The 13,280-nt window shown below is 63.9% G+C and carries 14 protein-coding genes and 1 tRNA gene; 3 read left to right on the top strand and 12 right to left on the bottom strand.

The features are described 5' to 3' along the window. Positions 1-181 (top strand): LysM peptidoglycan-binding domain-containing protein (locus JX325_RS07115; RefSeq protein WP_204790457.1); only part of this gene is annotated, 181 nt, incomplete at its 5' end. Between the two features lie 68 nt (positions 182-249). On the opposite strand, the gene JX325_RS07110 is transcribed toward JX325_RS07115, so the two are convergent. Next, complete coding sequence (locus JX325_RS07110) at positions 250-1,104, bottom strand: pyridoxamine kinase (RefSeq protein ID WP_204790456.1); 855 nt, start codon at positions 1,102-1,104, stop codon at positions 250-252. A 124-nt stretch (positions 1,105-1,228) separates the two neighbouring features. On the opposite strand from JX325_RS07110, the gene JX325_RS07105 reads away from it, so the two are divergent. Next, positions 1,229-1,312, top strand: a tRNA-Leu gene (locus tag JX325_RS07105). Positions 1,313-1,491: 179 nt separating this feature from the next. On the opposite strand, the gene JX325_RS07100 is transcribed toward JX325_RS07105, so the two are convergent. From JX325_RS07100 to JX325_RS07055, 11 genes are all read right to left on the bottom strand, one after another. Further along, positions 1,492-2,871: an MATE family efflux transporter gene (locus JX325_RS07100; protein ID WP_204790455.1), complete on the bottom strand. Its 1,380-nt coding sequence runs from the start codon at positions 2,869-2,871 to the stop codon at positions 1,492-1,494. A 584-nt stretch (positions 2,872-3,455) separates the two neighbouring features. After that, a complete protein-coding gene (gene aroQ / locus JX325_RS07095) occupies positions 3,456-3,896 on the bottom strand; it encodes a type II 3-dehydroquinate dehydratase (RefSeq protein WP_204790454.1) in 441 nt (146 codons plus the stop codon). Beyond that, positions 3,889-5,121: a shikimate kinase gene (locus tag JX325_RS07090; RefSeq protein ID WP_204790453.1), complete on the bottom strand. Its 1,233-nt coding sequence runs from the start codon at positions 5,119-5,121 to the stop codon at positions 3,889-3,891. Before JX325_RS07090 ends, aroQ begins: the two co-directional genes overlap by 8 nt. Then, complete coding sequence (locus tag JX325_RS18015; RefSeq protein ID WP_243413967.1) at positions 5,118-6,254, bottom strand: bifunctional chorismate mutase/prephenate dehydratase; 1,137 nt, start codon at positions 6,252-6,254, stop codon at positions 5,118-5,120. Before JX325_RS18015 ends, JX325_RS07090 begins: the two co-directional genes overlap by 4 nt. Then, entirely contained in the window at positions 6,241-7,332 is a 1,092-nt protein-coding gene (gene aroC, locus JX325_RS07085) for a chorismate synthase (protein WP_204790452.1), read from the bottom strand. The genes JX325_RS18015 and aroC overlap by 14 nt, the downstream gene beginning before the upstream one ends. Then, a complete protein-coding gene (locus tag JX325_RS07080) occupies positions 7,322-8,545 on the bottom strand; it encodes a 3-phosphoshikimate 1-carboxyvinyltransferase (RefSeq protein ID WP_204790451.1) in 1,224 nt (407 codons plus the stop codon). Before JX325_RS07080 ends, aroC begins: the two co-directional genes overlap by 11 nt. Continuing rightward, the gene (gene aroB, locus JX325_RS07075) at positions 8,546-9,613 is read right to left on the bottom strand and encodes a 3-dehydroquinate synthase (RefSeq protein WP_204790450.1); all 1,068 of its coding nucleotides are present in this window, start codon (positions 9,611-9,613) and stop codon (positions 8,546-8,548) included. A gap of 13 nt (positions 9,614-9,626) precedes the next feature. Then, a complete protein-coding gene (locus JX325_RS07070; protein ID WP_204790449.1) occupies positions 9,627-10,463 on the bottom strand; it encodes a prephenate dehydrogenase in 837 nt (278 codons plus the stop codon). Between the two features lie 12 nt (positions 10,464-10,475). After that, positions 10,476-11,492: a 3-deoxy-7-phosphoheptulonate synthase gene (gene aroF, locus JX325_RS07065; protein WP_204790448.1), complete on the bottom strand. Its 1,017-nt coding sequence runs from the start codon at positions 11,490-11,492 to the stop codon at positions 10,476-10,478. Between the two features lie 409 nt (positions 11,493-11,901). After that, positions 11,902-12,447 (bottom strand): zinc dependent phospholipase C family protein, encoded by a 546-nt coding sequence (locus tag JX325_RS07060; protein ID WP_204790447.1) that lies wholly within the window; start codon positions 12,445-12,447, stop codon positions 11,902-11,904. A 111-nt stretch (positions 12,448-12,558) separates the two neighbouring features. Further along, positions 12,559-12,810: a hypothetical protein gene (locus JX325_RS07055; RefSeq protein ID WP_204790446.1), complete on the bottom strand. Its 252-nt coding sequence runs from the start codon at positions 12,808-12,810 to the stop codon at positions 12,559-12,561. A gap of 99 nt (positions 12,811-12,909) precedes the next feature. Between JX325_RS07055 and JX325_RS07050 the strand changes: the two genes are divergently transcribed. Then, a complete protein-coding gene (locus JX325_RS07050; protein WP_204790445.1) occupies positions 12,910-13,170 on the top strand; it encodes a helix-turn-helix domain-containing protein in 261 nt (86 codons plus the stop codon). Positions 13,171-13,280: the final 110 nt, after the last annotated feature.

Genomic DNA, 13,280 nt, shown 5'->3' with positions numbered 1-13,280 from the left:
CGCCCCCACCGTGGCAGAGGGCGACTATGTGGTCAAGTCCGGCGACTGCCTGTGGAGCATCGCCCAGGAAGCCTACGGCACCGGCCGTCAGTGGCAGGTCATCTACAACGCCAACAAGGATGCCATTAAGAACCCCAACGACCTGCGGGTCGGACAGGTCCTGGTGATTCCCGCGGCGTAAGCCTTTGGAAACCCAATTTCCCGCCTCTGATAAAAAGGACGCTCAGAGCAAAAGCTCTGAGCGTCCTTTTATCTGCCAATCAGCTTCCCCAGCAGGGGCTCAAAATCCACCCCTTCCCGAAGGGAAAGGTCCTGCTCCACCGTCCGCACGGCACAATCGTGGATGAACTCCACCNCCAGCGCCGCCGCGTCCCGGAGGGAATCCCCCCGCAGCAGCGCGNCGGTAAGGACGCTGGCAAACACGTCCCCGGTGCCGTGGAGGGGATGGGCCACAAACTCCGTTTGAACCGCCTCCGCCCTCCCGGTCCGGGCGTCGAAGCACATGGCCCCGGTCTGCCCCGGGGACAGCGCCGCCCCGGTGAGGGCCACGGAGCGCCTTCCCCCCAGGCTCAGCTCCTCCGCAAGACGCCGGAGGGCCCCCTCGTCGTGAAGGGCCCGGCCTCCGTCCAGGAGGNCCCCATAGTCCCGGTTCAGCAAAAAGGCGGCCTCCGTGAGGTTGNGGGTAATCACGTCCGCCAGCTCCGCCAGGTGGGCCATCCCGGCGCACATGGCGGGGGTGTAGGTCTGATAGGGCTTTCCGTCGTCCCCCATAACCGGGTCCACCACCACCAGGGTGTCCGGCCCCCGGAAGGTCCGGATGAAATCCGCCACGATGCCGATCTGNCGTTCGCTGCCCAAAAAGCCGCTGTAGATGGCGTCGAACCGGAGGTTTAGGGACTTCCAGTGCTCCGCCACCTTGGGCAGCTCCTCCGTCATGTCCAGAAAGGTGAAGCCGGTGAAGCCCCCGGTGTGGGTGGAGNGGAAGGCGGTGGGCAGGGGGCAGCACTGGACGCCCATGACGGAGAGGATGGGGATGACCTCGGTGAGGGAGCAGCGGCCAAAGCCGGAGAGGTCGTGAATAACGGCGGCGCGGGGTGTCGGCATAGGGAGGCCCTCTTTTCGTTGTTGTGATGGGGGTATTTTACAACGGAACGGGGAAAAGCGCAAGGGCAAAAAAGGGACTGGACGGGAGCGGGGGGGTGTGGTATAATCAATCACGGTTTTCTGCGCGCCTGTGATGGAATTGGTAGACATGCGAGATTTAGGTTCTCGTGCTTTCAGCGTGTGGGTTCGAGTCCCTTCAGGCGCACCAGCTCAGGAATTCCCCTTACCGCTGCGCTTCCCGCCCTTCGGGGCGGAAAGCTCCGCCGGACGGGGAATTCCTTCGCTTTCACCCGCGATTCGCTCCGCTGGATTCGCGGGTGATTTTTTACGGGGGACGGGGGAAACGATTAGGGGGGCGTCTGGCTGGACGCCCCCCCTTTGTGCTTTTTATGGGGGTGATTGGGCGCTCTCCAGCGCGTCCATCTCCCGCAGGGCCCGGAGCTGGATGGGCACGGCGCACAGGAGGGTCAGCACGTCCGCCGCCGATTGGGTCATCTCCACTCCCAGCAGGCCCAGGGAGCGGGACAGGACGTACACCAGGGGGATGAAGAAGATCCCCTGGCGGGACATGGCAATGAAGGTGGCCCCGGCGGTTTTGCCAATGGTTTGGAGCATCATGTTGCTCATGACAATCCAACTGGAAAGGCATAAGGTGGCGCACTGGAAGCGCAGGGCCATGGCGCCGATTTCAATGACCGACCGGTCGTCCCGGAACAGGGCGACGAGCCGGGGCGCGAAAGCAAAGCCCAGGGCGCTGACCGCCAAAAGAAAGCCGAAGGAGGCCTTTACGCAGAACCAGAAGCCCTGCTTGACCCGGTGGTAGAGCTTCGCGCCGTAGTTGAAGCCGCAGACGGGCTGGAAGCCCTGGCCAAAGCCAATCATGGCGGACCCGCCGAACATCATGATCCGCTGGACCACCCCCATGGCGGCGATAGCCGCGTCGCCGTAGGGCCCGGCGGCCCGGTTCAGGCAGATGGCGGCCACGCTGGCAAGGCCCTGCCTCGCCAAAGAGGGGAGGCCCCCCCGGACAATCTGGACATAATAGGGGAGCTTCAGCTGAACCCGGGAGATGTGGATGTGGAGGTTGCCCCCCTTGGAGCAGCCCGCCAGAAGGAGGCAGAAGCTGACAAACTGGCTGATGATGGTGGCCCAGGCCGCCCCGGCCACGCCCAAACCGAAGTTGAAAATCAGCAGGGGGTCCAGGCCGATGTTCAGCACCGCGCCGCTGGCGATGCCCACCATGGCATAGGCCGCCGACCCTTGGTAGCGCAGCTGGTTGTTCAGCACCAGGGAGGAGGTCATCCAGGGGGCCCCGAAGAGGATGACCCGGAGGTAGGCCTTCGTATAGGGCAGGATGGTGGCGGTGGAGCCCAGGAGCATGGCCAGAGGCTCCAAAAAGAGCTGGCCCAGAACGCAGATCGCCGTCCCCGCCGCCAGGGCGGAGAAAAAGCCGGTGGCGGCCATATTGCTGGCCTCCTCAAAGTTCTGCTTCCCCAGCTCCCGGGAGATGAAGTTGCCGCTGCCGTGGCCAAAGAAAAAGCCCACCGCCTGGATGATGGCCATGAGGGAGAAGACCACCCCCACCGCCCCGGTGGCGCTGTTGCTTTTCAGCATGCCCACGAAGAAGGTGTCCGCCATGTTGTAGAAGGAGGTAACCAGCATACTGATGATGCAGGGAAGGGCCAGCCGGCAGATCAGGCGGCTGACGGGAGTCTCGGTNATCTGGCGGAATTTTTGTTCCTGCTTTTCGTCCAAGTGGTCGTCCATATCGGGCCCCGCCTTTCTCTTTCTGTTCGTTATATGCAACCAGTATAACACGGCCCGTCCCGGAACGGAAGCGGGATTTTTACCAAAAGCGCCGGGACGGCGGACGGCCCCGCCGCATAGAATGGGCTAGGTCCCCGGAAAGCCGGGACCAATTTCCAGGAAACGAGGGATTCCCTTTGCGNATCAACGAGGCCTATGAGCACGCGGCCATTCTCCCCTGCCCGGGAGAGGACAGCGGCTGCAATAAAATCGTGACCCAATGCGTGGACGTCACCGCGCCGGTGACCCTGGTCCCCACCGCCTCCCTGGGCACCGTTACGGTTGCCTGCCAGGGCGTGCCGGTGGTAAACTGCACGACCGACCCCTGCGGAACCTCCAGCACCATCACCGTCACCCAGCGGGTCTGCGTCACCATCCCCGTGCGCTACGACGTGAGCATGTCTACCTGCGACCCCACCATCTCCTGCNCCGNCGGCGGGTCCTGCGGGCCCTGCTCNCCCTGCGGCTGCAAGGCGTAACGGTCCCACGGTCCATAGAAAGAGGCTCAGCCGCTTTGCGGCTGAGCCTCTTTTCCATGCTCGCGCTTATTCCGCCAGGAGCTTCAGGCCCGCCAGATAGCCCTGGACGCCCCGGCCCCGGATGCTGCCGATGCAGGCGTCCCGGATGTAGGAGACGTGGCGGAATTCCTCCCGGGCGTCGGGGTCTGAAATATGGACCTCCACCGTGGGGATGCCCACGGACTTCACCGCGTCCAGCAGGGCAATGCTGGTGTGGGTGTAGGCTCCGGGGTTAATCAGGATGCCGTCCACCTTGTCGAAGTAGGCCTGCTGGATGGCGTCCACCAAATCCCCCTCGTGGTTGGACTGGAAGAAGGAGNCCGTTACCCCCAGCGTTTCCGNCTCGGCGGTGATCATATTCTCCAGATCCACGTAGNCCGTNTTGCCGTANATTTCCGGNTGGCGGATGCCCAGCAAATTCATGTTGGGGCCGTTGATCACCAGGATGCGCTTCTTTTTCTCACTCATAAAAATCCCTCCAAANTTCTCCGGCGGCTTCCCCCGGGCTGTTGACGTTCCAAATCTCCCGGTCCGCCGCCGCCGCGTACAGNNGGTCCCGGNGGCGCTCCATCTCCTCCAGCCTCCCGGCCTGGGAGAGGGGGCGGCCCTCGGTGGGCAGGTCCTCCAGCCTCCGCCGGAGGCGGTACACCCGGCCCGTGCGGCGCATGGCGGCCCGGTTCTCCTCACGGAGGACGGCTCCGCCGCCGGTTGCGATGATCTGCCCGCTCTTGGCGCAGGCCTCCGTTAAAACCTCATGCTCCAGCTGCCGGAAAGGGCCCTCTCCCTGGGAGGCGAACATCTCCGGGATGGACATGCCCGCCCGGCGGGCGATTTCCCCGTCCAGGTCCACGAAGGATTTCCCGGACCGCTNCGCCAGGAGCTTGCCCACGGNGGTCTTGCCGCTGCCGGGCATCCCCACCAGCACGAGGTTCGTCATCTCCCGCCAAAGCCGGGCGGTGATGGCCTCCGTCTCCCCGTCGGGGATGGGCTTATCAAAAAACAGCTCCTCCGCCCGCTTGGCCTGATGGACCAGCATGGAAAGGCCCCCGGCATGGCGCAGGCCCAGCGCCTCCGCCTCTAAAAGAAGGTCCGTCCGTCCGGGGTTGTANNTCANGTCCGCANCGTCCGTCNNGNNCGGAAGGCGGNGCAGGNCCACAGGGGCCCCGTCCATATGGGGCCACATGCCCACGGGGGTGGTGTTGATGAGGACCTCCGCGCCGCCGTGGCGGTCCGGCAGGGTTTCATAATTGTCCGGCCCGGAGCGGGAGACCACCGCGATCTCCCGGGCTCCCTCCCTCTTCGCCGCCGCCTGGGCGGTGAGGGAGGCCCCGCCGCTGCCTAAAATGACCACCTTTTTCCCCGCCAGGGATATGTCCGCCCGGCGGAGCATGTACAAAAAGCCGTCGATGTCCGTGTTATAGCCCCAGAGCTTCCCGTCCCGGCGGACCAGGGTGTTTACGCTTCCAATGGCCTCCGCCGCCGGGTCGATCGCGTCGCAGAATCNCATCACGTCCCGCTTGTAGGGAATCGTGACGTTCAGCCCGCCGACGTCCTCCCGGCGGAGAAAATCCCCCAGCTGCTCGGGCTCCAGCTCAAAGAGGCGGTAGCCCTCGCGGCCCAGGGCCTTGTGGATGGGAACGGACCAGCTGTGGCCCAGGCAGCGGCCCAGAAGGCCGTAACACTTTTCGCTCATACTTCCGCGTAGTTCCCCAGGAAGTGGAACCGGGCGCAGCTGCGCTCCATCTCCTCCAGGCAGGCCCGGACGCTGGGGTCCCGGAGGTCNGCCTCCAGNTCGATGAAGAAGATGAACTCGAAGTCGCTGCCGGAGACGGGGCAGGACTCCAGCTTGGTCATGTTGATGTCCAGGGCCGCCAGCTTGGAGAGCATCTCATACAGGGCCCCGGGCTTGTTCTCAAAGGCGATAATCAGGNTGACCCGGCTGGCTCCGGCGTAGATGGCCGGGTCCTTGGCCACGCAGATGAAGCGGGTATAGTTGTTGTCGCTGTTTTGGATTTGGCCGTTGACGCACTCCAGGCCGTACAGCGCCGCGCAGGGGTGGGAGGAGATGGCGGCGGCGTGCTTATTTCCCGACCCGGCCACCAGCTTCGCCGCCACGGCGGTGTTGTCGCAGGGGATGACCTTGACCCCCTTGAGGCCGTCTAAGAAGCGGCTGCACTGGCCGATGGCCTGGGGATGGGAGTAGATTTCCGTAATCTCCTCCATCTTCACCCCCGGGAGGGCCAAAAGCTCGTGGCGGATGCAAAGCCGGGTGGAGCGGACGATGGTGAGGCTGTGCTCCTGCAAGAGCTCATACACCGCCCGGACGGAGCCGTTGGAGCTGTTTTCAATGGGCAGCACGCCGAACTTGCAAAAGCCCGCCTCCACGGCGGAGACCACCGCGTCGAAGGTCTTGACGTACATGATGCCGCCCCGGGGGAACATCTTGTCACAGGCCGCCTGGGAATTGCCCCCCTCAATGCCCTGACAGGCGACCAATCCCGTCTGGGGGAAGNGCTGGTCCCGGTTTTCCAGGCACGCCCGGACCTGGGCCCCCACCTTGGTGGGCGCGTCGATGAGCTCCGCCTGGCGGGACCGGGCCAGCTCAAACAGGGTGGAGAAGAGGTGGTAGGCATAGCGCTCCCGGCTTCCGGCGCTCTCCGTCACCCTGGCCAGCACCGCCCGCTCCCGCTCCTTGTTCAAAATGGGGAGGTGGTGCTCGTTTTTATAGGCGGCGACTTCCTCCGCCAGGTCCATGCGCTCCAAAAANANCCTCAGCAGNTGCTCGTCNACGGCGTCAATCTTGGCGCGGATATCAGAAAGTTNCATGATTTCCCTCCAACAGCATATCCAAAAGTACGGCGGCCGTCACCGCCTCCACCACCGGCACCGCCCGGTGGGCAACGCAGGGGTCGTGCCGCCCGTGAACGGTCAGCTCCGCCGCCTCCATGGCGGAGAGGCGGACGGTTTTCTGGGGCCTCCCAATGGACGGCGTGGGCTTCACCGCCGCCCGGAACACCAGGGGCATCCCCGTGGTGATGCCGCCTAAAATGCCCCCGGCGCGGTTGGTCTCCGCCCGGATTTCGCCGTCCTCCACGGTAAAGGGGTCGTTATTCTCCGAGCCCCGAAGCTCCGCCGCCCGGAAGCCCTCGCCAAACTCCACGCCCTTCACGGCGGGAATGCCGAAAAGGGCCGCGGCCAGGCGGTTTTCAACGCCCCCGAACATGGGCTCTCCCAGCCCGGCGGGCAGGCCGGCGGCGGCGCACTCGATGACGCCCCCCACGCTGTCCAAATCGTTCTTCGCCTCCAAAATGGAGGCGCGCATCCGCTCCCCCGCCGCCTCGTCCAGGACGGAGAAGGGCTTGGCGGCGACTTCCTCAAAGAGCGCCGCCGTGGGGTGCAGGGGGAAGGGCCGGTCGCAAATCCCCGCCACGGAGGCCAGGTGGGCCCCCACGAAAATTCCCCGGCGGGCCAGGATCTGCTTGGCAATCCCTCCGGCAACGCACAGGGGCGCCGTCAGCCGCCCGGAGAAGTGGCCCCCGCCCCGCATGTCGGCGTGGCCGCCCCACTTGGCCCAGGCGGTGAAATCCGCGTGGCCCGGCCGGGGCTTGCCGGCCAGCTCCCCGTAGTCCTTCGAATGCTGGTCCGCGTTTTTTATCACGGCGCACAGCGGCGCGCCGCAGGTCTTTCCCCCCTCCAGGCCGGAGAGGAATTCCGGCACGTCGTTCTCCTTCCGGGCGGTGGAGAGGGGGCCCGTTCCCGGCCTCCGGCGGTCCAGGAAGCGCTGGAGCTCCTCCAGGTCAATCGCCTCCCCGGCGGGGAGGCCGTCCACCACCACGCCGACGGCCTTCCCGTGGGACTGGCCGAAGACGCTGACGCGGAGAATGTTTCCAAACTCAGAGGACATGGACCGCACCTCCCAGGTTCTCGTAATCCCGCCAGAAATTGGGGTAGGACTTTTTCACCGCCTCCGCCCCCCGGATGGTGACGGGGCCCTGGCACCGGGTGGCGGCGATGGCGGCGGCCATGACGATCCGATGGTCGTTGGCCCCGTCCACCAGACCGCCGGGGAGGGTGGAGACGCCGTAAACCGTCAGTCCGTCCTCCTCCTCGCTGACCGCGCCCCCCAGGGCTTTCAGCATCCGGGCCACGGTTGCCAGGCGGTCGCTCTCCTTCAGCCGGAGGCGGGCGGCGTGGGTGAAACGGGTGGTCCCCCGGCGGACGGCGGCCATCACCGCCAGGGGCGGCAGAAGGTCCGGACAGTCGGAGAGGTTGATCTTCACCTCTCCCGTAAGGGCCAGCTTTTGATAGTGGCCCACCACCGCCGCGTCCCCCTGGGCCGACTGGCCCTTAAGGCCCCGGAGCCGCAGGTTGCTCCCCAGGGAAATNGCGGCGTACCAAANGGCCGCCTGGGACCAGTCCGCCTCCACAGTCTCCTCAAAGGGGCCGTAGACNCCCNGCTCGACGCCAAAGCCNTTCAGCGCCGGGGACCAGCGGACATGGACGCCGCACNGGGCCAGCACGCCCATGGTCATGGAGGTGTAGGAGGCGGATCCCAGCTTCGTGGTGCTGATGACCACGCTGGGCCCCTCCAGCAGGGGCAGGGCCATCAAAAGGCCTGTAAAAAACTGGCTGGACACGTCCCCCCGGAGGCGGTACTCCCCGGGGGACAGGCTCCCCCGGACGGTGAGGGCGCCGCCCTCCAGGGCGTAGGAAATCCCCCGCCGGTCAAAGAGGTCGAAATAGGGCTGCTGGGGCCGCTCCATCAGCCGTCCCCGGCCGGTGAACACGCCCCCCTGGTCCACCGTCAGGGCAATGGGAATCAAAAAGCGCAGGGTGGACCCGGATTCCCCGCAGTCGAATTGGGGCAGGTCCCCGAAGGGGCGGCGCTCGCCGCCGATTCCGGCGACGCGGAGGCCGTCCTCCGCGGCCTCCCAGGAGGCCCCCAGGGCCTCCATGCAGCGGAGGGTGGCCTCGATATCCTCGGAGAAGGCCACGTTTTTAACCACGCTGGTCCCCGCCGCCAGGGCGGCGGCGAGAATCCAGCGGTGGGCCAGGGACTTGCTGGGGGGCGGCGTAACCACGCCGGAGAGGCGGCGGGGGGTGATTTGAACGTCCATCTACGCCTCCCATCCCGCCCGAATGACGGGCAAAAGCTCCGTCACGGGCACGGTTTTCAATTCGCACAGGCCGATGCGCTTTGGAACCACCAGGGTGATGCTTCCGCCGGAGCGCTTCTTATCNGCAAGCGCCGCCTGCGCCAGGGCCTCGGGGGAAAAATCCGTGGAAACCGGCAGGCTCAGCTTTCCAAGGCAAGCGCAAATTCGCTTCGCAATTGCTCCATTGGTCCAGTTCAGCCTCTCCGCCGCCCGGGCCATGACGGCCAGGCCCGCCGCCACGGCGTGGCCGTGGGGGATGGAGTACCCGCTGCATTTCTCGATGGCGTGGCCCACGGTGTGGCCCAGGTTCAAGAGCTTCCGCTCCCCCTGCTCCTTCTCGTCCCGCTCCACCACACCGGCCTTGTATTCCACGCACCGGGCGATCACCTCCGCCGGGTCCGCTTTCAGCGTGCCGTCCTCAAAGAGGGCAAACAGGCCCTCGTCGCAGAGGACCCCGGTNTTCACTGCCTCCGCNGCCCCGCCGGCNAAGACNGCGGGGGGCAGGCTGTTCAAACAGTCCGTGCCGCAGAGGACGGCGGCGGGCTGGAGGAAGGCCCCGGCCAGATTCTTCCCGGCCCGGAGGTCAATGGCGGTCTTGCCCCCCACGGAAGAGTCCACGGCGGAGAGCAGGGTCGTCGGCATCTGCACATAGCGAATGCCCCGGAGGTACACGGCGGCGGCAAAGCCCGCCATATCCCCCGCCACGCCGCCGCCCAGGGCGATAAGGCAGTCGGAGCGGGTCAGGCGCTCCTTTGCCAAAAACTCCAAAATGTCCGACAGGGTGGAGACGTTCTTGCTCTCCTCCCCGGCGGGGAATTCAAAGGTGCCNGCGGCATAGCCCGCCGCGCTCAGGCTCTCCGTCACCGTCTCCAGGTACAGCGNCCCCACGGTGGAATCGGTGACCACCGCCATATGGCAGGGGGGGATCACCTCCCGCAGCCGCGGGCCGCAGTCCTTCAAAAGGCCCGGGCCGATGGTGACCGTATAGGCGGGAACGGTGTTCACCCGTATCTCTTTATAGTCCGGCATGGGCGGTCCTCCTTCAATTTCCTCCGGCGGCGGCCTTCTTCTCCCGGCCCTCCCGCAGGAGGGCCCGGACCCGCGACCCGTCGCCGGATTTCAGGGCCTTGGAATAGGCGGTGAGGTTCTCAATCAGAATATCCAGCTCCTTCACCAAATAGTCCGCGTCATCTAAAAACAGCTCCGTCCACATGTCCTCGTCCAGCCGGGCCACCCGGGTCATGTCCTGGAAGCTTCCGNCGGAAAAGCCCCGGCGGCGCTGGGCCTCCGGCGATCTTACATAGGCGCTGGAGGTGATGTGGGCCNGCTGGGAGGTGAAGGCGATGATGCGGTCGTGCTCCTCCGGGTCCGAGAAGGTGAGCCCGGCAAANCCGATATCCAGGAAGAAGGCCTTCAGCGTCTCCAGAAGCTGCATGTCCGTCCGCTTGTCCGGGGTGAGAATCATGGAGGCTCCCACATACAAATCCTCGGAAGANGCGGTGAAGCCGCCCCGCTCCCGNCCCCCCATGGNGTGCCCNCCGATGTAGGCAAAGCCGTGGGCCTCCGCCAGGGGGGCCAGGGCCTCCACCACCACCCGCTTCACGCCGCACAGGTCCACCACGATGGCGGACTTGGCGATTTGGCCCGCGTGGTCCCGCACCCACTTCACCGCCGCGCCGGGGCAGATGGCAACCAGAAGCAAATCGCACCGGGGCAGGCTCTCCTCCGTCAGGGGGCCGTCGATGGCCCCGCTCATCCGGGCCAGGGCCATGGTCTCCTGGTCCAGGTCCGCGCCGTAGACGGTGTGGGCCGTCCGGGCCTTGACGCTTTTCGCCATGGAGCCGCCGATAAGCCCCAGGCCCACAATGCCGACGTTCATTCCCCGCCCTCCTTACTCGTTGTCCAGNNCNCNCATCACGNCGTGGAGCTTCAAAAGCTTCTTCGCCAGGGGGTCGAAGACCTCCGGCTTTAAGGACTGGGGCCCGTCGCACAGGGCGTGGGCCGGGTCGTTGTGAACCTCAATCTGAAGCCCGTCGGTTCCCGCCGCCACGGCGGCCCGGGCCATNGGCTCCACCAGCCAGTACTTGCCCGTGGCGTGGCTGGGGTCCACGATGATGGGCAGATGGGTGAGCTGGCGCATCACCGGGATGGCGGAGAGGTCCAGGGTGTTGCGGGTGTAGCTCTCGANNGTGCGGATGCCCCGCTCGCAGAGAATCACATGCTCGTTTCCGCTGGCCATGACGTACTCGGCGCTCATCAGCCACTCCTCGAACGTGGCGGACATGCCCCGCTTGANCATGACGGGCTTGTCCTGGTGGCCCACGGCCTTCAAAAGGTCGAAGTTCTGCATGTTCCGGGCCCCGATCTGGATAACGTCCACGTCCTTGAAGAGGGGCAGCTGGGTCACGTCCATCAGCTCCGTCACANTGGGAAGCCCCGTCTCCTNCCGGGCGGTCTTCAAGTACTCCAGGCCCGTGGCCCCCAGGCCCTGGAAGGCGTAGGGGGAGGTCCGGGGCTTGAAGGCCCCGCCCCGGAGCATGGTGGCCCCGCTGGCCTTCACCGCCTTGGCGATGGCCACCACCTGCTCCTCGCTCTCCACGGAGCAGGGGCCCGCCATGATGGTCAACGTGCCGCCGCCGATTTGGGTGTTCCCCACGGGGNTAACGGTATCCTCCGGGTGGAACTTCCGGTTTGCGTTCTTATAGGGCTCCTGGACCCGCTTCACGTCCTCGACGATGTCCAGGGCGGCGATGAGGTCGATGTCCAGCTTGGAGGTGTCTCCCACCAGCCCCAGGATGGTGTTGGCCTCGCCGATGCTGGTGTGGATGGTGACGCCCTTTNCCTGGAGCCAGGAGATGAGGCTGTCCAATTGGTCCCGGTTGGGGTTGTGCTTCAAAATGACAATCATGGCGGATTCCTCCTAATGAAAATTTGTTTCCAGGGAAACGCAAAAAGGCCCGCAGCCGGTTTGGCTGCGGGCCGCTTCATACACTGGGTCCTGCATCAGGGCCGGAAGCTCACACACGCTCGATTTCAGCCANACCACGANAAGCCTTACCAAAGCTGGTAAAGCTAAAGTAGAAATAGCCGTATTCAGCGGTGCGGGCAATGGCGGTCATGGCTGGGTTCCCCTTTGCTCTTTAGATGTTTAAAGCATAACACAACGCCAGGGAAATGGAAACTGTGAGTTTTTACAAATGCGGAGGTTTTAGAAAATGCGCGGTTGTGGTTTTTGAGCAGAAACCGAANGACGGGCCGCCCAGGGGGGCGGTCCCTGCGGGCTGCGCGTGCCGGAGCCCCGGCGGCCCGTTTTCTTGTCAGGCGGCGGGGAGGCACCCGGCCATCAAGAGGCTGGTGGCCTTGAGGATATAGTTGGCGTCCCGGAGCATGCTGGCCCGGGTGGCCATGTACTGCTCGTGGAGCTCCTCCAGGGCGGCGATAAGGTCCCGGCGGGCCTGCTGGCGGCGAAGGTGCTGGTGGGTCAGATACCCCCGCATAAAGCGGCGGAAGTCCGTTTCGTAGTTGTGGTGGTCCAGCATGGTGCAGGGGTAGTCCGGGTTGTGGGGGTATGNATAGGCGTCGGNCAGGTAGTNGGTCAGCTTGCCCAGGGTATAGTACTGCCACATGGTCCACCGCCGGCGGTGCTGGAGCTTTAAAATCTTGGTGTTGATGTAAGCCCGGGAATTGGTGTAGTTATGGCCCTTGAGCTTGTTGTAGTGCAGGGAGCCCTTCAAATAGCTGAGGGGGTTGACGTCCGGCTGAAAGGACCCGAAGAGGAAGGCCAGCTCAAAGCGCCGGGCGGAAAAGCCCGTGCCGCTGCGCAGCAGCGTCTGGGCCAGCAGGGTATGGGTACGTTTCTGCAAAGTTAGCTCCTCCTAACCGCAAGAGTAGGTTCAGTATAGCATATTCTCCGGCGGGATGCAAGGGGAAGGCTGTATAAAATTTTTGTATGATCTTGTTAAATTTCACGATTTTTAAAAATCATGCCGGGAGCCGCCGTTGGAGCCGGTTTTTTCGTAGATTCTTACAATCTCCTCGATTCGATAAAAGCAGGTTGGATCGTCCAGGCGATCATCGTCCAGGACTTTTCGGATGTCTTCCAAAGCCTGACAGGCGCGGTTTTGCATCAGCTCCGCCAAGAGGGATTGTTTTTCCTCGTCGCTGGGCGTGACGGCGGCCCGAAGCTTTTCGGAAAAGTTGTGTAGCATTGATTCATAGAAATCCATAGGTTGTTTACCTCCTGTAATACGCCATTGTGACATTATATTACAGGAATACAGATGCTAAAGTCAAGAAAAAATACACTTCATTAATGTAGGATTTTTATGAAGAAGATCAATTTCTATGAAAATAAAAATGTAATTTCCCGGCGGGTCCGTTATTTTCGGAATTTGCGAAAAATTTCTCAAGAACAATTGGTTGCAANGCTACAAGTTATGAACATAAATATAGATCAGCAGGGAATCAGCCGTATTGAAAACAACACCCGCATTGTTANCGACTATGAGCTGGCCTGTCTCTGCCGTGCCCTGGGCGTGACCGTAGAGGAAATGCTGGCGGATTTTTATGAAGAATACCCCGAGTAGGGGGGGGCCTTTACTCGCCCTTCGGGCGGGGCGGATTGGATACCAGCGATGGCTGGTTCATTGCACCCCCCATTTTCTCTTTTCCTTCCAGAAGGAAAAGAGAAAACGGG

The organism is Oscillibacter sp. CU971 (assembly GCF_905219725.1).
In the GTDB taxonomy this organism is placed as follows: Bacteria; Bacillota; Clostridia; order Oscillospirales; family Oscillospiraceae; genus Oscillibacter.
The sequence above is the reverse complement of the archived record's forward strand: the minus strand, read 5'-3'. Positions and strand labels throughout refer to the sequence as shown.

Excerpts from the sequence above, each read along its gene's own strand:
- JX325_RS07055 (WP_204790446.1), bottom strand. The coding sequence starts at position 12,810 with ATGGATTTCTATGAATCAATGCTACACAACTTTTCCGAAAAGCTTCGG.